General features: G+C 38.4%; 18 protein-coding genes. 12 read left to right on the forward strand and 6 right to left on the reverse strand.

Annotation, left to right across the window (positions count from 1 at the left end):
• The 7 genes from WAA15_RS02050 to WAA15_RS02080 all read left to right on the forward strand — a co-directional run bounded on the left by WAA15_RS02050 (window position 1) and on the right by WAA15_RS02080 (window position 9,467).
• A complete protein-coding gene (locus WAA15_RS02050) occupies window positions 1–1,329 on the forward strand; it encodes a galactokinase (RefSeq protein WP_337040714.1) in 1,329 nt (442 codons plus the stop codon).
• A gap of 155 nt (window positions 1,330–1,484) precedes the next feature.
• Window positions 1,485–2,216, forward strand: a complete 732-nt coding sequence (locus tag WAA15_RS02055; protein WP_337040715.1) for a glycerophosphodiester phosphodiesterase family protein — start codon at window positions 1,485–1,487, stop codon at window positions 2,214–2,216.
• A 94-nt stretch (window positions 2,217–2,310) separates the two neighbouring features.
• Window positions 2,311–3,669, forward strand: coding sequence for an amidohydrolase (locus WAA15_RS02060; RefSeq protein ID WP_337040716.1), 1,359 nt, complete (start codon window positions 2,311–2,313; stop codon window positions 3,667–3,669).
• Window positions 3,670–3,775: 106 nt separating this feature from the next.
• Window positions 3,776–4,405, forward strand: a complete 630-nt coding sequence (locus tag WAA15_RS02065) for an L-threonylcarbamoyladenylate synthase (protein ID WP_337040718.1) — start codon at window positions 3,776–3,778, stop codon at window positions 4,403–4,405.
• A 139-nt stretch (window positions 4,406–4,544) separates the two neighbouring features.
• Window positions 4,545–6,080, forward strand: coding sequence for an alkaline phosphatase family protein (locus WAA15_RS02070; protein WP_337040720.1), 1,536 nt, complete (start codon window positions 4,545–4,547; stop codon window positions 6,078–6,080).
• Between the two features lie 48 nt (window positions 6,081–6,128).
• Entirely contained in the window at window positions 6,129–8,153 is a 2,025-nt protein-coding gene (locus WAA15_RS02075; RefSeq protein WP_337040721.1) for a beta-L-arabinofuranosidase domain-containing protein, read from the forward strand.
• Between the two features lie 159 nt (window positions 8,154–8,312).
• Window positions 8,313–9,467 (forward strand): DUF1624 domain-containing protein, encoded by a 1,155-nt coding sequence (locus WAA15_RS02080; RefSeq protein WP_337040722.1) that lies wholly within the window; start codon window positions 8,313–8,315, stop codon window positions 9,465–9,467.
• 54 nt (window positions 9,468–9,521) lie between these two features.
• Here the strand turns inward: WAA15_RS02080 and WAA15_RS02085 are convergent, their stop codons facing one another.
• Window positions 9,522–10,274 (reverse strand): DeoR/GlpR family DNA-binding transcription regulator, encoded by a 753-nt coding sequence (locus WAA15_RS02085; protein WP_337040723.1) that lies wholly within the window; start codon window positions 10,272–10,274, stop codon window positions 9,522–9,524.
• A 54-nt stretch (window positions 10,275–10,328) separates the two neighbouring features.
• On the opposite strand from WAA15_RS02085, the gene nudK reads away from it, so the two are divergent.
• Window positions 10,329–10,910, forward strand: coding sequence for a GDP-mannose pyrophosphatase NudK (gene nudK / locus WAA15_RS02090; protein WP_337040724.1), 582 nt, complete (start codon window positions 10,329–10,331; stop codon window positions 10,908–10,910).
• Window positions 10,911–10,917: 7 nt separating this feature from the next.
• On the opposite strand, the gene WAA15_RS02095 is transcribed toward nudK, so the two are convergent.
• The 4 genes from WAA15_RS02095 to polA form a co-directional block, all read right to left on the reverse strand.
• Window positions 10,918–11,874 carry a glycosyltransferase family 9 protein gene (locus WAA15_RS02095; RefSeq protein WP_337040725.1) on the reverse strand — a complete coding sequence of 319 codons (957 nt, stop codon included), beginning with the start codon at window positions 11,872–11,874 and terminating at the stop codon, window positions 10,918–10,920.
• Window positions 11,864–12,769 (reverse strand): lysophospholipid acyltransferase family protein, encoded by a 906-nt coding sequence (locus WAA15_RS02100; RefSeq protein ID WP_337040726.1) that lies wholly within the window; start codon window positions 12,767–12,769, stop codon window positions 11,864–11,866. Before WAA15_RS02100 ends, WAA15_RS02095 begins: the two co-directional genes overlap by 11 nt.
• Complete coding sequence (locus tag WAA15_RS02105) at window positions 12,769–13,383, reverse strand: nucleotidyltransferase family protein (RefSeq protein ID WP_337040727.1); 615 nt, start codon at window positions 13,381–13,383, stop codon at window positions 12,769–12,771. Before WAA15_RS02105 ends, WAA15_RS02100 begins: the two co-directional genes overlap by 1 nt.
• 62 nt (window positions 13,384–13,445) lie before the next feature.
• Window positions 13,446–16,331, reverse strand: a complete 2,886-nt coding sequence (polA, locus tag WAA15_RS02110) for a DNA polymerase I (RefSeq protein ID WP_337040728.1) — start codon at window positions 16,329–16,331, stop codon at window positions 13,446–13,448.
• A 132-nt stretch (window positions 16,332–16,463) separates the two neighbouring features.
• Here polA and WAA15_RS02115 point away from each other — a divergent pair, with 132 nt between their 5' ends.
• Genes WAA15_RS02115 through WAA15_RS02130 form a run of 4 tightly spaced genes read left to right on the forward strand, consistent with a single transcriptional unit; the run spans window position 16,464 to window position 21,037 of the window.
• The gene (locus WAA15_RS02115) at window positions 16,464–17,969 is read left to right on the forward strand and encodes a vanadium-dependent haloperoxidase (RefSeq protein WP_337040729.1); all 1,506 of its coding nucleotides are present in this window, start codon (window positions 16,464–16,466) and stop codon (window positions 17,967–17,969) included.
• A 3-nt stretch (window positions 17,970–17,972) separates the two neighbouring features.
• Window positions 17,973–19,109, forward strand: coding sequence for an NAD(P)/FAD-dependent oxidoreductase (locus tag WAA15_RS02120; protein WP_337040730.1), 1,137 nt, complete (start codon window positions 17,973–17,975; stop codon window positions 19,107–19,109).
• A 20-nt stretch (window positions 19,110–19,129) separates the two neighbouring features.
• Window positions 19,130–19,669, forward strand: coding sequence for a YbhB/YbcL family Raf kinase inhibitor-like protein (locus tag WAA15_RS02125; protein ID WP_337040731.1), 540 nt, complete (start codon window positions 19,130–19,132; stop codon window positions 19,667–19,669).
• A 27-nt stretch (window positions 19,670–19,696) separates the two neighbouring features.
• Window positions 19,697–21,037, forward strand: a complete 1,341-nt coding sequence (locus WAA15_RS02130) for an amidohydrolase family protein (protein ID WP_337040733.1) — start codon at window positions 19,697–19,699, stop codon at window positions 21,035–21,037.
• Window positions 21,038–21,052: 15 nt separating this feature from the next.
• On the opposite strand, the gene WAA15_RS02135 is transcribed toward WAA15_RS02130, so the two are convergent.
• Complete coding sequence (locus tag WAA15_RS02135) at window positions 21,053–21,664, reverse strand: 7-carboxy-7-deazaguanine synthase QueE (RefSeq protein ID WP_337040734.1); 612 nt, start codon at window positions 21,662–21,664, stop codon at window positions 21,053–21,055.
• Window positions 21,665–21,725: the final 61 nt, after the last annotated feature.

A 21,725-nucleotide genomic window follows, 5' to 3' on the forward strand; every position in this document is an offset into this window, starting at 1 on the left:
ATGCAAATCAATTCTAATAGTTCCCCCCTACTTCGAAATTTCTTTGGTGACAATCAAACCTTAATACAGGCAAGTGCAACCGGAAGATTAGATGTAATGGGAGGAATTGCAGATTATTCAGGCTCACTGGTTTTACAAATGCCTATCAAAGAAAAAGCAACCGTAACCATTGGGCATAGAGGCTATAATCAATTACACATTAAAAGTCTTGATATTCAGACTAATAATGAATTATTTATTGATTTGGCCGACTTGCCACGTAATTATAATGATGCCAATACTTATATAAAACAGTTGCAGGGTGGTGACTGGGCCTCTTACATTATCGGCTGTTTTTTAGTACTGCTTAACGAAAAAAGCATTAAGGCCAGCGGGCTTGACATCTTGATAAGTTCAGAAGTACCTGCTGGAAAAGGCGTTTCGTCTTCTGCTGCAATTGAAGTAGCTACGCTAAAAGCTCTTGCTGAATTGTTTTCTATTGAATTTACAGGTACACTTCTTCCTACTTTGGCACAAAAAGCCGAAAATCTGGTAGTTGGTGCGCCATGTGGCTTGATGGACCAATTGGCCTCGTATTTCGGGAAGCCCAATTATTTACTCCCTATTTTGTGTCAACCTGACAAAATTTTTTCAGGTATAAAAATACCAGATAATCTTTATTTTATTGGTATTGATAGCGGCATAAGGCACGCTGTTAGTGGTGCTTCGTATGGAGAAGTACGGACAGCCGCTTCGATGGGCTTCTCAATTATTGCCCAGAAACAAGGCGTATCAAGAAAAGACCTTGCGCTTAATGAGCCACATTTACTTCCCTTTTCTGGTTTTTTGAGTAATATTTCGCCTTCACAGTATGAGTCAAAATATGCACAAAGCCTTAGGTCAATGTATGGAAAAGATTTCCTTAACGATTATGGCATTGTTATCGACCCCTTAGCTAATGTTAAAGCTGGCACGTATTACAATATAAAATCAAGTACGCAACACCCTATTTATGAGAACTATCGGGTCAGGCTTTTTACTGAAATGTTAAAAATGCTTACACCGGCCAATCATGAAGAAGTATTGCCCCTTATGGGTGAACTCATGTACCAGTCGCACCAGAGTTACAGCGATTGTGGTCTGGGTAATGAACATACCGACATGATTGTTGACCTAGCGCATAGTTTAGGGACTAAATCGAGCGTTTACGGAGCCAAGATTACAGGTGGAGGTAGTGGTGGAACGGTATGTATTATGGTTTATGGGGAAAAAGGGCTCGTTGCTGCCAAAGAAATCATGAATCTGTATCAGCAAAAAACCAAACAGACGTCTCTTGTCCTGTTTATGTGAAACAATTACTTTATCAATCTATACCAATGAAAATTATTTATTCAGTTCTACTGGTTTTAGTAGTAGCTTGCAGGCCAGTTCCATCAAGTACTTATATTCCAGTGCCCAAACAGGGTTTAGCTAAGTTCTTGACGTATCATTCTGGTTTTAAACCTATGATATCTTCACACAGAGGTGGTGGAGATATACCGGGGTATCCAGAAAACTGTATTGAGTCTTTTCAATATTTAGCCAGCAAAATACCAACTATCATTGAATGTGATATTGAAATTACCAAAGACAGTGTGCTAATGATGATGCACGATAACACCTTAGACCGTACTACTACCGGAAAAGGCAAAATTATAAGCCAGAACTGGAACGATTTCAAAGATGTAAGACTGAAAGATAATGCTGGCACTTTAACAACATTCAGAATTCCAACATTAGAAGAAGTAATCAAATGGGGAAAAAATAAAGTAATCTATACGCTAGATGTAAAACGTAATACGCCTTATGAAAAAGTGGTGGCAATGGTAAAAAAACTTCATGCCGAAGACTATTGCGTAATTATTACATATGATGTAAATCAGGCAAAAAAAGTATATGAACTTGACCCAACGTTGATGATTTCGGTTACCATCAGAGACCTGAAAGAATATGACAGACACCATCATGCCGGAATACCTGACAAAAATATGGTAGCTTTCATTGGTACACGTGAGCCAAATAAAGAGTTCTGCGATTTTTTACATCAAAAGGGTATCTGTACTATTCTGGGTACATTAGGTAACCTTGATAAAATGGCTGCCGCTAAAGGCGATAACCTTTATAAAGATTTTGTCAATAATGGGGCTGATATTCTGTCAACAGATAGAATGATTGATGCCTACAATGCCATAAAATAGCTTGTATAATTAAATTTATGTCGGTAACTTAGTATTATTGACTATTCATTTACTCATTATTGCATTTAAAACTATTCCTAAATTAATTTCACCAATGCGCAAACTATTAACCATTTTACTATCAGTATCTTCTGGTTTTGCCATAGGCCAGTCAGCTTTAAAGCCTAAAATTAACAGTGCTGCTGATGGTCTGGAACAAAAAGTAATTTCATGGCGACGTGATTTTCATGAACATCCTGAATTAGGGAATCTTGAATTTCGTACTTCTAAAATTGTAGCAGACCACCTCAGGTCTTTAGGTATTGAAGTGCAGGAAAAAGTTGGTGTAACAGGTGTTGTTGGTATTTTAAAGGGTGGAAAACCCGGACCAGTAGTTGCATTACGTGCCGATATGGATGGTTTGCCTGTAACGGAACGCGTAGATGTACCTTTTAAATCGAAAGTTACAACCGAATACAACGGACAAAAGACGGGGGTTATGCACGCTTGCGGACACGACTCGCACGTGGCAATGCTGATGGGGGTGGCTGAAATTCTCGCTTCCATGAAAAACGACCTTGCCGGCACTGTAAAATTTATTTTTCAGCCTGCCGAAGAAGGTGTTTATGACCCAAAATTACTAAAGAATGGTAAATCAGGAGCCGAATTAATGGTAATGGAAGGCGTAATGGAAAACCCGAAAGTAGATGCTATTTTTGGTTTACATATCAGTTCTGTTACAGAAGTAGGTAAAATTGGGTACCGCTCAGGCCCAACAATGGCTGCTGTTGACCAGTTGGGTATTAAAATAAAAGGTAAACAAACCCATGGAGCTAATCCGTGGTCAGGCATTGACCCTATCGTAACGGCTTCACAAATTGTACTTGGTTTACAAACCATTGTGAGCCGCAACGTAAACATAACCGAAAACCCTGCAATTGTTACAGTAGGTGCTATTCATGGAGGTATTCGTCAGAATATCATACCAGAGTCGCTCGAAATGATTGGAACCATTCGCACGTTCGAGACCAAACAACGTGAATTAGTTCACCGCCGTATTAATGAAGTGGCAAAAAATATTGCTGAAAGTGCAGGTGCTTCGGCCGAAGTTACCATCGATACGGGGTATCCTGTTACCTACAATGACCCTACCCTGACCGAGAAAATGATAGGAACACTTGAAACCATTGCAGGAAAGGGCAACGTTGTTATTCAGCCACTTCAAACAGGTGCTGAAGACTTTAGCTTTTTCCAACAAAAAGTACCGGGTTTATTTTTCTTTTTAGGTGGAAAACCTAAAGGGAAAACCGACCCCGCTCCGCACCATACTCCTGATTTTTATATAGATGAGTCAGGTTTTACGCTTGGTATGAAATCGTTGGCAGGTTTAACAGTCGACTACTTCGAAATGAACACTACCAAACCTCTTGATGCACAAGCCTCCAAAGTGAAAAAAGATAAAAAAAGCAAATAACCTGTCGTAAATCAGGTTTTGTAAAAGGTTCAAAGTAAACTTTACTTTGAACCTTTTTGTTTCATCAAGAGTTAGTAATAAATTTTCCATTCAATTACCAAAGAAAATGTCTGCTGAAGTCATAGAAATATTTCCGAGTAGCCCTGATGAAAGAAAAATTCATCGTATTGTAGATTGTCTCAAAGAAGGCGGAATTATTATTTACCCTACCGATACCGTATATTCGATGGGGTGTGACATCTACAACACTAAAGCTGTTGAAAAGTTATGCAAAATTAAAGGAATAAAGCCGCAGCAGAATAATTTTTCGATTGTATGCCATGACCTGAGCAATATATCTACTTATGCAAAAGTATCAAACACGGCTTTTCGTTTGTTAAAAAGAGCTTTGCCTGGGCCATTTACCTTTATTTTACCAGCTACGGCAGACTTACCCAAAATATTACAAACCAACCGTAAAACGATTGGAATAAGAGTGCCTGACCATGAAATTCCTCAGAGAATCATAGAAGCATTGGGAAATCCGATTATTACTACGTCGGTAAAAGATGATATAGGCGACATTGTAGAATATCCAAATGAGATTGAGGTTATTTACGAACAAAATAAAGATAAAGCTGATATTATTATTGATGGGGGCTGGTGCGGAATTACTCCCTCTACGGTTGTACTGGCTATTGATGATGATTTTGAAGTAATCAGAGAGGGGCTTGGAGATTTTGAAGAAATAAGGTAGCAAATAATTAATGTATAATCAGTAGTCAGTACGTTTATCAAAGCCGTATTGAAGATTATAATAAGTTATTAAGTCTTTTCAATAGAAATATTGTAAGTTTCCTAAAATTTCGACCTAATTTGCAAAATACATCTATTCTATGAAACCTACCCTACCAAAGTACCTTATTATTTGCTTGTTTGCCTTATTATGTACTGCCGGAAATGCCCAGAAAACAACTGATTTAAGAACTCTGATTGTCTTTTTTGATGGTCTCCGCCCAGATTATATCACTCCCGAAAATATGCCTAACCTTTATGCCTTTAGCAAAACAGGAATTTACGGCAAACAACACCACAGTGTATTCCCTACTGTTACAAGAGTCAACTCATCATCTTATTCAACGGGCAGTTATCCTAAAACACATGGATTAATGGGTAATACAGTTTATTTCCCTAAAGTTGATAAGAAAAAGGGCTTAAACACTGGCGAAGCTGAAGAATTAATCAAAATTGATGCCTCAGAAGGCGGGCATTTACTAACAACAACTTCACTCGGAGAAGTACTGGAGAAAGCAGGAAAAAAAATGATGGTTTTTAGTTCTGGCTCTTCTGGTCAGGCACTATTGCAGAATCATAAAGTAGGTTCGGGAGCCATTATCAATACCAGTATGATTTTGCCTGAAACGCTGAAAGAAAAGGTTCTGAAAGAAATTGGCCCTATTCCGGCAAGCACCAAACCACGACCCAATGGTTTACAACACAAATGGATTACAGATGCTTTATTAAAATATGGTATCACGATGGATGGCCCTCTGGTTAGTGCTATCTGGTTTTCTGACCCCGACGGCGCAGCCCATACATTTGGTATCGGGTCTGATATAGCCATGGAATCAATCAGAATAGTTGATGAACAATTCGGACGGATTCTGGCTGATATTACACAAAAAAATTTGACTCATAACTTTAATATTATTATATCGGCCGACCATGGATTTGCTACTTTTGTAGGAAAAACAAATGTAACCGAATTTCTGATTCAGGAAGGATTGAAGCAAAATAAAGAAAGTGAAGATGTTGTAGTAGCCGAAGGAGCCATTTATGTGCAGAATCATGATAAAGCCAAAATTCAACAGATTGTGAGCAAACTTCAATCACAGGAATGGGTTGGAGGTATCTACACCAAAGCAGCTAAAGCCGGTGACAATACTGGCTTTATTAATGGTACAATTTCGTTTGACGCCATCCATTGGAACCATGCCACAAGAACAGCCGATATTCTGGTTGATTATAATTGGGACGACCAACCGAATGACAAAGGCTATGCTGGTACTAGTTTTAATAAAGGTGTGGCCGGACATGGAAGCCTGAGCCCTTATGAAGTTCATATTGCTTTACTTGCCTCAGGGCCAAGTTTTAAAAAATCCAGCGAAAGTAACTTACCCACTTCAAATGTAGACATTTCCCCTACTGTACTTTACTTGCATCAATTACCGATTCCGGCTTCAATGAATGGCCGTGTGTTGCACGAATTGTTTCAAGAAAAAGCTCAAAAATCTATTCCATCTGTAAAGATTGAAACCATTAAGACCAAAGCACCTTACAATGGTGGTATTTATGAGTTAACTTTACAAAGAAGTATCGTAGGTAAATATAAATATCTCGATTTTTCTAAAGTTAAAAGAATAACTCAATAGAGAAAATCTATTAATTTTACCTTATTCAATCCTATAATTATACCTGTCATGATAAAAAGAACTTTTATCCTGCTAGTGGCTTGTTTTTGCTGCCAGCAGGTTTTAGCACAAAATTCTTATTATATTTCTAATAAAGCTCCTCTTGCTCCACTTCAATACATTGAACTTCCTTTAGGAAGTATTAAACCAACTGGCTGGCTTCATAAACAATTAAGCATCATGCGCGATGGAACTACCGGACACCTTGATGAGTACTACCCAAAAATACAGAATGATAATGGCTGGTTAGGTGGCAAGGGTGACGCATGGGAAGAAACACCCTACTGGCTAGATGGTGCAGTACCGTTGGCTTATCTGCTCGATGATGCCACATTAAAAACCAAAGTTCTGAAATATGTTAACTGGGTCATTGACAACCAAAGACCTAACGGCTATATAGGTGGCATTACTAAAGCCGAAAGAGAAGGAAAGGTTTTATCTGATTGTTCACAAGGAGATGACTGGTGGCCTAAAATGGTTATGATAAAGGTTCTTCAACAATACTACACTGCCTCTAAAGACCCTCGGGTAATTAAATGTCTAACTAATTACTTTAAATATCAATATCAGAATCTTAAAAATTGCCCACTTGTTAAGTGGACAGAATGGGCAGAAGCCCGCGGCGGTGATAATCTCATGTCGGTATATTGGTTATACAACATTACGGGCGATAAGTTTTTATTAGACTTAGGGGAAACTATTTATAAGCAAACCACGCCGTGGACTGACCTTCTCGGCAAAAGAAACTGGGTTATGCAGTCGGCGGCTAATCAGACTGCCGAAAAATGGATGGAACGCCATGCCGTAAATGTGGGCATGGGTATCAAACTTCCGGCCATTTATTATCAGTTCAAGAAAAACCCCGCATTAATCGGTAGCTTGAAAACAGGCTGGACTGACCTGATGACGCTGCATGGTTTGCCGCATGGTATGTTCTCGGGCGATGAAGACCTCCACGGCAATGACCCGACTCAAGGAATTGAACTTTGTTCGATTGTTGAAACCATGTTTTCGTTAGAACAAATGATAAGCATTACTGGTGACCAGACTTATATGGACGCGCTGGAACGTATTACGTACAATGCTTTACCTACACAAACAACCGATGATTACAATTCAAGACAATATTTTCAGATAGCCAATCAGGTGCAGGTAAGTCGGGGAGTATTTGATTTCTCACTCCCTTTTCAACGTGGTATGTGCAATGTCTTTGGCCCTTATGCCGGATACACCTGTTGCACAGCAAATATGCATCAGGGTTGGACGAAATTTGCTACGCACACGTGGTACGCTACACCTGAAAAGGGGCTAGCCGCCTTACTACTTGCACCAAGCACCGTAACAGCTAAAGTAGGCTCTGGTACAGAAGTAACAATTCAGGAAGAAACAAATTACCCGTTTGAAGACCAGATTAATTTTACTATTTCTACCCCTAAAAGTGTTGATTTCCCCTTTGAAATACGTATTCCGGCATGGTGCAAGGAAGCTACAGTGTTATTAAATGGGCAGAAGTTCCAGAGTTGCAAAGCAGGAACAATACTTAGCATGAAAAGAATCTGGCACAATGGAGATAAACTTACCCTACAATTACCGATGGAAGTAACTACATCGAACTGGGCGAAAAACTCAAGAGCTATCGAACGCGGCCCCTTAGTATATGCCTTGAAAATTGATGAAGAATGGACAAAAAAAGAAATAAAGGAAGAGGGAATTTACTATGATATTCAGCCAAAAAGTGACTGGAATTATGGCTTACCTCGTTCAGTTATACAAAAACCCTTACAAAATACTTCGGTAGTTATAAAGCCCAAGTCAGAGGCATTTGTGTGGAACAGTACAAACGCACCTATTGAAATAAAAACAGTAGGCAAGAAAATTCCAAGCTGGCAATTAATTGAAGGCGTTGCTCGCCAGCCTGTTACCCCACGTGACGGCATTTATCTGGGCGAAGTAGATAGTAAAGAAGTGCCTATTACTTTAATTCCTTATGGATGCAGCAAACTCAGAGTAGTAGCTTTTCCGGTAGTAAAATAAAGAGGTATTCTCATTACTAATCCTCCTGAATGTTTTTCTCAAACTTTCAGGAAGATTTTGTTTATTAAGAACAAAAAAACTATAAATACTTGATTTATAATGATTTACTTACGAAATTGAAAAAATATTATTAGCTACTACTTTTCTTCTATAAACCTAATGAAACGAATTAACTCCGTTGATTTTGTACGTGGCCTAGTTATGGTTATTATGGCACTTGACCACACCCGCGATATGTTTCATATTGCCTCTCAGGGTCAAGACCCCGCTAATTTGGCTACCACAACCCCTATTCTTTTTTTTACACGATGGATAACCCATTTATGCGCTCCTACTTTTGTTTTTTTGTCAGGTGTATCGGCTTATCTATCAGGCAGAAATAGCTCTGTCAAAGAAAACAGAAATTTCTTATTAAGCCGTGGTATCTGGCTTGTTCTACTCGAATTTACCATTATTACCTTTGCCCTATGGTTCGACCTGAAATTCCGAACACTTTTCTTTCAGGTTATAGCCGCAATTGGATTCAGCTTTATCATTCTTGCTTTACTCATAAAACTTCCTAACCGAGTAATTCTGGCTATTGGTCTAGTTATTATATTTGGACATAACCTCTTGGCCTTGTTACCGTTTAATACACCCCCTTATAGCTATTTTGCTCCTTTATTCAGTTTTGCTTTTTTCCAGATTACCCCTACTAATGCCTTTGTTATAGGTTATCCGCCTATACCGTGGCTTGGGATTATGCTACTTGGCTATGGTTTAGGAGATATTTTCACCTCAGCCCCTGAAAAACGTAAAAGCGTTTTTCTTACACTTGGGCTGTCGGCACTTGCACTATTTGTCGTTATACGCTTTATCAATATCTATGGCGACCCCATTCCGTGGTCGGCACAAAAGAATAGTATGTATACTTTTCTATCGTTTATGAATGTAACCAAGTATCCACCTTCATTGCTATATACTTTGGCTACTTTAGGGGTTAGTTTTATTATACTTAGGCTCGTTGATGGTGCTCAGAATAAGTTCATTAGTTTTTTCTCGGTTTATGGAAAAGTACCTTTGTTTTATTACCTACTTCACTGGTATATTCTTCACTCCTTGATGTTTCTTTTATTATTTGCTCAAGGATTTACGACGAAAGACTTTGTTTTCGGGATTTTTCAACTTGGCAGACCCCTAACACCTAATGGTTTCGAATTACCCGTAGTTTATTTAATATGGCTTGTGGTAGTTCTTTCACTTTACCCTCTATGTGTCTGGTATAGTCGCTACAAAGCAGCCCACCGCGAAAATAGATTGCTAAGATATATATAATAGAATTTGTAAAATTTCTGATAGCCTTAAGAGAAAAATACAATTTCCTTGAGGCTATTTTATTATTTTTATGCCACAAGATTCGTACTTTTCAAGTAAAACCAAATCTGCCTCTTTATCTGTTATGAGATAATCAGCCATATTGATAGAGGCAAAAGGGAAATATTTATCTTTCTCAAATTTACTGGAATCACAAAGTAGAAAAGTTTCTTGGGCATATTTTGCCAATACTGTCGAAATCTCTGCTTCTTTTTCACTTGAAGCACTCAGACCATTTGCCAGTGAAATACCATCTACTCCTAAAAAGGCTTTGTTGGCTCTATAACGCATAAAATGTTCAACAGCAATTGTTCCATGACTTGCCTGCCTGTCCATATCAATTTCTCCACCAGCAAAATTCAGGCTGACCGAAGAGTTTAGTAAAGCATTCACAATTGGAATTGAATTAGTAACAACTTTAATACGCATATTTCTGATAAATGGGCATATTCTGAAAACAGTACTTCCGCAATCAAGAAAAACAACATCACCCTCTTTAATAAACGAAGCTGCCATCTGGCATATATAGTCTTTCTGTTCGCCTCTGATAGCCGATTTATTGACGAAATCAACAGGGTCATAGCTTAAACTTAGTTTCATAGCACCGCCATGCGTTCGAAACAACAGTCCTTTTTCGGCCATGTTTGCCAAATCTCTCCTGACAGTAATTTCCGATGTATTTAATAAAACTGCCAGTTCTTTTACATCAACTGTTCCATTGGTTTCAATTTTTTCAAGTATTATTTTTTTTCTGGCTTGGAAGTTCATGATAATTTTATAATTTTGTTCAAAAATAATCAAAATAATTCAAAAACAATCAAAATGAATACGCGGGTTAAAAATGTGAATACAGAAATCTTGTCTGATAATTGGTATGTATTACGCAAAGTTAGTTTTGAATGGCAAAAGAAAAACGGAGAATGGCAAAAACAAAGCAGAGAAGCATACGACCGTGGCAATGGGGCCGTAATATTGCTTTATAACAAAGAAACCAGAAAAGTTATTCTCACAAGGCAGTTTCGTATGCCTACGTATCTTAACGGCAACAAAACAGGTATGCTTATTGAGGCTTGTGCCGGACTACTTGATAAAGATGATGCCGAAAATTGTATCAGAAGAGAAACTGAAGAAGAAACCGGTTATAAAATAAATGATGTTAAAAAGGTGTATGAAGCCTATATGTCGCCGGGGTCTGTTACGGAAATACTCTATTTTTTTGTTGCTGAATATACAAGAGAACAAAAAATAACTGATGGTGGCGGCGTAGCCGACGAAGAAGATATTGAAGTGCTAGAGCTTGACTTTGCCCAAACATTAGAGATGATAAATAATGGCGAAATAAAAGACGGCAAAACAATTATGCTACTGCAATATGCACAAATTAACCAGTTAATAAGCTATTGAGGTTAGGTCAGAACTTAATATCATCAAGTACTAAATCGTTCATACATTTGAAATGCCCCTTAGGACATTTATCATAACCGATTTTTGAACATGGCCGACAGGAAAGATTTTTATTTTCAATAACTTTATACTCGGTCATGTATGGATACATGCCAAATTCGGGCACAGTATTTCCCCAAATTGAAATAACTTTCTTTTTTAAGGCAGCAGCAATATGCATAAGGCCCGTATCATGGCTTATGACATATTCTGCTTGTTTTAAAATAGAAGCCGACTGATTAAGATTATATCTACCACAGGCGTTATAAATTTTATCACCAAGAGCTTTCAGTACTGTGTTACCAGTTTCTTCGTCTTCTTTTCCGCCGAGTAGAATAATTTTTTTATCGATTTTCTTACATAGCTCAATAATTCTGCTGACAGGTAATTTTTTAGTAAAATGTTGCCCACCGATAGCATAAGCAACATAAGGCTGGTTAGGTGCCAGAATGTTGTCAAGTGAGAGTTCGTCTTTAGTAGGAATAAAATAATCAAGCCCCTTGCCATCGTTCACTACCCCAAGCAATTCAACGGTTTTCAAGTTGCGGTCAACTATATGAATGGCAGGTAAACGATTGATTTTGAGGTTTACCAGCAGCCATTTTTTAAAATTCAGTTTATCAAAACTATATGCTTTTTTACCAAGCCTTAGTTTAATTATTGAGGTCCTGAGGTTATGGTGCAAATCAATTACATAAGTAAAGTTTTCGGCCTGCAAAGTATGAATAAACTGGCTTAGTGTACCCTCCAGAAGATGAACTTTATCGATATACGGGTTATTTTCAAGTATTACCCTGAACTGTTTTTTTGTTGCAAAATGCACTTCGGCTTCTGGATATTGTAATTTCAGACACCTTACAACTGGAGTAGTAAGGATAATATCGCCGATTGACGAAAAACGTAGAATCAGGAACTTAGTTTTCATGCTTGTAATTTACATCAACATATTTACCGTTAATTTTTTTGTATTTCCAGCGTTTATGTGACCACATCCACGGAGCAGGGTCCTGACGGATATACTTCTCTAGTTTTTGTGCGTGCATCTCTAGAATTTTTCCTTTCGGAAATTCCTGAGGATGTTCGGTTATCATTTCAAAAATAGCATGATACCTCCCTCGGCTTGGTCTGGTAATACAAACAAAAACAACCGGAATATTAAACTTATGGGCAAAGACTTCAGTACCAGTAAAGAATGAAGTTTCCTGATTTAGAAAAGTAGTCCAGAAGGCTTTATCAGGCACAGCCGACTGGTCGTTAGCCACAATCAGTACAAAAGGGTCGGCATCTTTTTTCCTCATTTCTTTATAGCTATCGTTCATGGCAATCATTTCGGTTCCATATTTTGAACGGAAACCCATAAACAAACGGTCGAAAAAAGGGTTATGCTGGGTGCGGTATATGGTTTTAATTTTATAAGGCAACAGATAAGGCAACACCTGATTCACCCATTCATGGTTTCCGTAATGACCTGTGGTAATAATAATGTTTTCGCCTTTTTTGTATAACTCCTCAATAATTTCCTTGTTACCTAACGATATTCTTTCAAGCAGTTTTTCTTTAGGAATTGTCAGGCATTTAAACATTTCGAGAAAAAAATCGACAATATATTTATAAAAATCCCTTTCAATTTTTAGTCGTTCTTCTTGAGTTTTTTCAGGAAAACTATTTTTAATATTTAGCCGTACCACAGCTTTGCGGTAGCCAATTACGTAGTATATTATAACGTACAGAAAATCAGATAGCGCATAAAGAACCGGTAACGGCAAAATCGAAATAAAGTACAAAAAAGGTAATGAAAGATAATATCCAACAGCTTTCATCAATTCAGATTATAATTTGAAATAAATTTTCTAAACTCATCCATCGTGTCTAGGTCTATTTTTCCTTGAGGAAAATCAATAACAGCCGTTTTGTCAGGATGAGCCTTCAATACTTTTTTTGCGCCATTGTCGCCTGTTAGTTCAAGCAATTCATTAAAGAGTTCTCTTTTAAAAAGCACCGGAATACCTAACTGATTTTCGTACTTACATGCAACAATTAAAGGAGCTTCTTCGCCTTCTTTTGTTTCTTCAGCTTTCTGTATCATTTGTTGTATCAAATCAACTGAAACCATGGGCATATCAACTGTCAGAAAAATAGCCGCCTCCACTTCTTTCAGGGTCATGTAAGCCCCTACTAAACCCATTTTAATGGAACTCGACATCCCTTTTTCCCACATTGTGTTGTCGATAACAGTAACCGGCATTCGGTCAAGTTCTTTTCTTATTATTGACCTGTTAGCTCCCAATACCACCACAATCGGATAGCAAGGGGTATCCATTGCCATTTCGGCCATGCGCTTGATTAACGATTTACCCTCAATATGCAATAATTGCTTCGGTACTCCCATTCGGGAGGCTTCACCTGCTGCCAAAATAATTATACTTACCTTCATACACGACCAATGCTCAGTTTACACTTTAAACGGCTAAATCAATAAAAAACTAATACTCTACATTAATGTGCTTCCAGCCAGTTATTACCTACGCCCATTCCTGTTTCCATCTTAACTGGTAACGGTATAGCCGTACACATAAGTTCATCAACCTTTTGTTTAAGATACTCAACTTCGCTATGGTGAGCATCAAACACCAACTCATCATGCACTTGTAATATCATTTTCGATTGTAGTTTTTCTTTCTTCAGAAAATCATGAATGTTAATCATGGCCACTTTAATCATGTCAGCAGCGGAACCCTGAATAGGCGCATTAATTGCGTTACGTTCAGCAAAGCCTCTATCAACCATATTTTGTGAGTTAATGTCTCTTAAATAGCGTCTACGACCCAGAATAGTTTCAACATATTTCAGTTCGCGCGCTTTGTTAATAGCCGAATCCATGAAAGTCTTTATCCGAGGAAACTCTACCCAATAAGCATCAATGATTTCTTTTGCTTCTCCACGAGGAATACTAAGCCTTTGGGCAAGACCAAAAGCTGAAATACCGTAGATAATACCGAAATTTACCATTTTAGCTTTGCGTCTCATGTCTGAGGTAACCTGATCGAGTGAAACCTTGAAAACCTTTGAAGCAGTGGTTGAGTGAATATCAATACCTTGATTAAAGGCATTTAGCATACTTTCGTCTTCGCTAAAAGCAGCCATAATTCTGAGTTCAATCTGAGAGTAGTCGGCCGATAAAATAACGAAATTCTCATCTCTTGGAATAAACGCTTTTCGGATTTCGCGTCCACGAGCGGTACGGATAGGAATATTCTGTAAATTCGGATTTGTTGAACTCAACCTTCCGGTTGCTGCCACTGCCTGATTATAGGAAGTATGAATCCGACCCGTACGTGGTGAAATCAAGGCTGGCAAGGCATCAACGTATGTGCTTTTTAATTTTACCAGTTCTCTGAAATCTAGTATTTTTCTTACAATCTCGTGTTCGCTTTCAAGTTTTGACAATACATCTTCACCTGTGGCATACTGGCCTGTTTTTGTTTTTTTTGCGTTTTTATCAAGTTTTAGTCTTTCAAACAGGATTTCTCCAAGTTGCTTGGGCGACGAAACATTAAACTCTCCGCCTGCTAGTGTAAAGATATTCCGCTGAATCTCTTGTATATCATTATCGAGTACGCTCGACATCTCGTGCAGTGTATTTGTACTAACCTTCACTCCTGCCATTTCCATATCGGCCAGTACGTTTACTAATGGCATTTCGACCTCTCTGAACAGCTTTTCCTGCTGGCTAACAGACGTAAGTTTAGGTTGCAAAACAGTTTTAAGCTGAAAAGTTATGTCTGCATCTTCTGCGGCATATTCTTTAACTTTCTCGACAGTCACTTCACGCATGGTAAGCTGAGACTTCCCTTTTTTACCAATGAGGGTCTCAATAGAAACAGGCTCGTAGTTCAGATACACATTTGCCAGATAATCCATCCCATGGCGTTGCTCCGGCTCAATAATATAATGCGCCAGCATGGTATCATAGAGTTTACCTTTTACTTCGATACCGTAATTCTGAAGAATCATGAGGTCATACTTTATATTCTGCCCTATTTTCATGATTGATTCATTTTCAAAAACCTCTTTAAATTCATCAATGATTGCCTGCGCCTCCTGCTGATTTTCGGGGAAGGGCACATAATAGGCTTCTCCTTTGTGATAAGCAAACGACATACCCACAATTTCGGCATCGATGGCATCAACAGAGGTAGTTTCGGTATCGAAGCAGAACTCATCCTGTTGTGATAAGTAATAGATAAGGCTTTTTCTTAGTTCGGGCGTATTGATAAGATGGTACTCATGAACATACGAATCAATGGTATCTTTTGAAGAAGTAAAATACCCGCCTAGCCTTTCCTCATCTTCCATTTCGACAGAAAGATTAGTATTTGAAGTAGTATCTGCCTCAAACATTGATATTTGTTGTCCTGCTTTGGCTCCAATAGCTGACTTTCGGGCAGGCGCAGCCACAACACCTTCCTGAGGTGTTTTGGTTGTTTGTGTTTCACTTGTGACCAATTCGGCCGGTAAAAGTCTTTTCCTCAGAGTTCTGAACTCAAGTTCATCTAACAGTGCTGAAAGTAAATCAACATGAGGGGGCATTATTTTCAGTCGGTCGGCTTCAAACTCAATAGGCACGTTTAGCTCAATCTTAGCCAACTCTTTCGATAACAGTGCTTTTTCCTTATTATTTCGGACAGTTTCACCCAATTTGCCTGTGAGTTTATCACTATTAGCCAAAAGGTTTTCAACCGAATCATATTCAGCAATCAGTTTCGCTGCGGTTTTTTCACCCACACCCGGCAAGCCCGGTATGTTATCAACGGCATCGCCCATTAAGCCCAGCAAGTCTACCACTTGTTCAACACGTTTTATACCCCATCGGCTACATACCTCGTTTACGCCCATCACCTCTACTTCTTTGCCACCTATGGCTGGTTTGTAAAGGTACACGTGCTCTTCAACTAACTGGCCGTAATCCTTATCAGGGGTCATCATAAATACCTCAAATCCTTCTTTTGCTGCTTTTTTTGCCAACGTCCCAATAACATCATCGGCTTCATAGCCGGGCAACATCAGAAGTGGGATATCCATTGCTTCAACCAGTTTCTTCACATACGGAATGGCTATCGTAATATCTTCGGGTTGTTCCTGTCTGTTAGCTTTATATTCAGGAAACATGGTATTTCTGAATGTTCCCCCAGGGAGGTCAAAAGCAACACCCAGATGCGTAGGTTTTTCTTTCTGGATAACCTCCAGTAAAGCATTAGCAAAACCAAATACACAACTGGTGTTTAAGCCTTTAGAAGTGATTCTTGGTGCTTTCAGAAATGCAAAATGCGCCCTGTAAATAAGAGCCATGGCATCAAGAAGGAATAGTTTTTTATCGGGCATTGGATAATTTATATATATAAATGTTGCAAAATCGTTTAGTATATCTGATTTTTGTTTTGAGTACCTATAAAGCTAATCAAAATGTAGTATCTGGCTTCAAATATTCGTTTTTTTATCAAAAATCTCTCAACTATGAAGAAATCTTTTTTTGTCTTTCTTTTAATCATAGTTTACTTTAGTGCATTGGCTCAACAAAAAACGCCTCCAAAACCAGCAACGAAGCCTAAGATTAATGCGCCAACACAAAAAGTGTCTCCACCCAAAAGTTCTGCAAAGGTAACTCAACCTCGGGTAAAATCACAAGAAGAAAACAATATTGAAGAAACTGACACCCAGCCAGACCCCCAAGTGGGTTTGCCTACTTTTATAAAAGTAGAACCAGAAAGAAAATACAACTATGATTCGTCTGATTTGGTAGTAAGGTGGCATGAGTTGATTTTTGATTTAGTAGAGCAAACACAAGGTTACAGCCCTAATGTGTCGGCAAGGAATATGGCCTACATCAATATTGCTGCTTATGAAGCAATGCTTCCTGCTTACCCTGATAATTTTTCTTTGTCAGGACAATTACAAGACCTTAAACGCCCCGATAGCTTATTTGCAGATAATACTGAATTTAATGCTTCGGTTGCCGTATCAAGTGCCATTTTCACTATGGTTGACAGGCTTTTTGTTTCATCTCCGTTTATCTGGATGGAAAAGGTTTATGCCTTAAACGATTCCATCAATCAGTATTATACTTCGAGGCTTACGAAAGAATGTCTGGAAAAATCAAAACAGTATGGAGTGAAAGTTGCCGACTGGATTTACCAATATTCAATGACCGATGGCGGGCATAATACTTTTCTGAGAACTTATGATATGAACTATAAAATGCCTGTATGTAAATCATGCTTTGAAATTAATCGTGTAGCAGACCTCGAAAATACAGGCCCTTTGCATCCGTATTGGGGAAAAAACCGAACTTTTCTTAAAGAAAATCAAAACGGAATAGATATAAAGCCTAAAGTAGAGTTTTCGATTTATCCGAACTCGCCTTTCTATAAAATGGCTATGGAGGTCTATAATATTTCAAAAGATGTAAAGCCTAACAGCGAAAAACTGCAAATTGCTAATTTCTGGGACGATGCCGCTTCTTTTACTTATTCGGCCCCAGGCCATTCGGTTTCTATTCTGACACAGGTTTTAAAGCAAAATCCTAAAACCCTTGATGAGGCTACTGAGTTATATAGTAACCTGACCATTGGGTTGAATGATACTTTTATTGTTACATGGAAAATAAAATACGAGCAGAATTTTATCAGACCGATTGCTTATATCAAACGCTACATTGACAGCCAATGGGAAGCTGCTTTATTAACGCCACCCTTTCCTGAATTTCCGTCGGGACACTCGGCACAGTCGGCCGCAATGGCCACTATCCTGACCGACAAAATAGGCGATAACGTTAGCTATACCGATTACTCAAAATACTTTGTTGGGCCTCCTAAGGTTTTTAACTCATTCTGGGCGGCTGCCAAAGAGTGTAGTATTTCGAGGGTATATGGTGGCATTCATTTCAGAGATGGAATACAAAGTGGCGAAGAAGTAGGAAAAATTGTTGGCAAGAACGCGCTAAATTTACATTACAAAAAATGAGTTTTGAAATCGATTCTTAATATGTATGATGTCATTGTTATTGGTGGTGGACTCGGAGGATTAACTGCGGCTATCGAACTGGCCAGAAATGGTTTTAAAGTTATTGTGATAGAAAAACACGTATACCCATTTCATAAAGTCTGTGGTGAATACATATCAAACGAAGTAAGACCCTATCTGGAAAATATCGGACTTGATATTGATGGATTAGGTGCTGCCAGAATCAGCCGTTTTCAGCTTACCTCAACAGCAGGAACTGTACTAAACGCTCCATTAAATATGGGAGGCTTTGGTATTAGCCGTTATACGCTTGATTATGAATTATATAAAATTGCCCTTGCCTTAAAGGTAGATTTTGAACTCAATACAAGTATTGAAAGCACCCAACAAATTAATGACACTTTCTTTGTAGATACCAATACCAACAAAACTTTTCAGGCAAGAATCGTTATTGGGTCTTATGGCAAACGTGCTAAAGTAGATAGAATTATAAAAAGGCAAATTCCGAAACAAGCCACCACTTACATGGGTGTAAAATATCATATTTCAATTGATTTTCCGAAAGATTTAATTGCTTTACACAATTTCAAAGGCGGCTACTGTGGTATTTCAGCCATTGAAAATAATTGTTACTGCTTATGCTACTTAACTGAAACCGCTAATCTTAAAGCTAAAAATGGTATCAAAGAAATGGAAGAGGATATTTTGTTCCGAAATCCTTTTCTGAAACAGATATTTACTACCGCAGCCTTTTTATTTAAGAAACCTGAGGTAATTAATGAGGTGGTTTTCGTTACCAAAAGCCGTGTACACGACCACATGATTATGGTTGGTGACACCGCAGGTTTAATTACGCCATTGGCAGGTAATGGTATGTCTATTGCCATCAGGTCAGGTTTTTTGGCAGCCAAATTAATTGCCGATTTTTTATATGCGCATATCAGCCGGAATCAGTTAGAAAAAAATTATGTGTCGGTGTGGAACCATAATTTTAAAAATCAGTTATGGAGAGGTAGGCAACTACAAAAACTTTTCGGCAAGGAAAAAACCTCCGAAATGGCTGTTAATTTTCTAAACCATGTACCCGTACTCATGCCTTTGATTATCAGAAGTACCCATGGCAAAGTACTACAATTCTAATTAATTTTAACTTTAACATCATGAAAAAAACAAACGCGTTTTTAGTTACACTTCTTTTCATGAGCAGTTTTTCTTTTGCTCAGAATTTTACCCTAAAAAGCAACAGCTTGGGCGGCCAAGCTACCGACAAAGAGTTTTTTAACAGCTTTGGCTGCACAGGCCAAAACATTTCGCCTCAATTATCTTGGACAGGTGCGCCAGCAGGAACCCAAAGTTTCGCTATTACTATTTATGACAAAGATGCTCCTACGGGTAGCGGCTGGTGGCATTGGGTTGTATTTAATATTCCGGCTAATATTACTGAGCTAAAAGCAGGTGCAGGAGATGTTACAAAAGGAATTGCCCCTAAAGAATGTATTCAGAGTATTACCGATTTCGGAACAACCGGTTACGGTGGCCCATGCCCTCCTCCGGGAGCTCCACACGAATACCTGATAACCGTGTATGCTTTAAAAACCAAATTAGATTTAGACAAAAATGCAAGTCCTGCTATGGTAGGCTTTAATCTTAATGCAAATGCTTTAGCTAAGGCATCTATTGTGATGTATGGCCAACGTTAATATTCTTTTACTTGTTCGCGTGTAATCATGAAAAAGTTTTTCTATTGGTGTATTTGCGTTTTTAACCTTGTCGTGTGGCAACAAGTACACGCCCAGATAACTGTAATAAAAAATGTTACAGTTATTGACGGCACTGGTAACTTGCCTCGAGAAAACATGGATTTATTTATAAAAGGCAGCAACATTGCAGCAATTACCCCAACCAGAAAAATATATCCTGAAAACCACCTGATTATTGACCTCACAGGGAAAACTGTTATGCCCATGCTGATTAATACGCATGGGCATATAGGTTTGTTGAAAGGTACTAAAACATCTGCCCTTAATTATACCAAAGAGAATATCGTTTCGCAACTCGAGAAATACGAAAAATTTGGTGTAGGAACAATGATGAGCTTAGGTACTGACCGTGAGATTATTTTTGGTTTAAGAGATTCTTCAAAAGCTGGCAAACTTTCGGGTGCTTACTTGTTTACAGCAGGTTATGGGTTTACAACTAAAGGTGGTGGCCCTACAACGGAAGGTGGCAAAGACCTCTTTTTTCGTCCGACAAGCCCAGAAGAAGCAAGAATAAATGTAAAAACACTGGCTCGTCTAAAGCCTGATATGATTAAAATCTGGGTTGATAATTTTGGTAGTGATGCCGAAAAAATAAAACCCGAAGTGTATCAGGCAATTATCAATGAAGCCCATTTACACCATATACGTGTGGCTTCACACCTTTATTATCTGGAAGATGCTAAAGCATTAGTTAAAGCAGGGGTTGATGTATTTGCTCATAGCGTAAGAGATACAGAAATAGATGCCGATTTAATTGCTTCCATGAAAAACAAAGGCACTATATACATACCTACGCTTTCGCTTGATAAATATGCTTATGCCTATGCCGAGACACCTACTTGGATAAACGATGATTTCTTTAGAGTATCGTTAGAACCTGGCGTATTAGCCATGATTAATAACGAAGAATATCGCCAGAAAACGTTGAACTCGCCTTCTTACCAAAGAAATGTAAAGGCTTTTCAGAATGCCATGAAAAACGTCAAAAAGCTATTTGATGCGGGTATCCTGATAGCACTAGGCACTGATTCTGGTGCGCAACCTATCAGGACTCAAGGCTTTTCAGAACATCTGGAGTTAGAATTACTCACCGACGCAGGTTTAACACCTTTGCAGGCAATTACTGTTGGTACGCAAAATGGAGCAAAGGTTTTAGGCATTAATAAGGACAGAGGCACACTCGAAGCTGGCAAGAAGGCCGATTTTATTATTTTGCAAGCAAATCCTGCTGACAACATTAAAGCTACTCGCCTGATAGAAGAAGTCTGGAAGAATGGTAAATTATTAAACAAAGGCCCACTTAAATAACTCGTAGGCATAAGTTTATGGAATATCCATAAACTTATGAGTTTGTAAACTAACTTTCCATTTAGGGTTCTCTTTTACGTAATCAATCATTAGTGGTAACATTTGGCTTTGTTTACCCCACTCAGGTTGTAAGAGTAGCATACAATTTTCATTAACTACCTTAGCGTATTTCTCGGCAAAAGCAAAATCTGATTTGTTGTAAATAATCACTTTCAGTTCATTTGCTTGGGCGTAAATACTTGGGTGAGGCTCTTTGAATTTTTTTGGTGAAAAACAAACCCAATCCCATTCTCCTGACATCTCATAAACACCCGAAGTTTCAATATTAGTCTGAAAACCCGCTTGCTTAAGTGCTTGGGTCAGTGCTTGCAAATTATACATTAATGGCTCACCACCTGTAATTACTGCCATGCGCCCTGCATATTTTTGAGCTTCTTTTACTATTTCCTCAATAGAAAACTGTGGATGCAACGAAGCATCCCATGATTCCTTCACATCACACCAGACACACCCAACATCACAACCACCTAATCTGATAAAATAAGCCGCCTTCCCTGCATGATACCCCTCTCCTTGAAGGGTATAAAATGCTTCCATAACAGGCAGTTTTACTACTTCACTTGTCATTTAATTTTAATTTTTCTGCAAAATTACCAATATTCCAGTACTTATTTCAGGGTTTGGCAAA

It is taken from the genome of Emticicia sp. 17c (assembly GCF_037153985.1).
Classification (GTDB): Bacteria; Bacteroidota; Bacteroidia; order Cytophagales; family Spirosomataceae; genus Emticicia.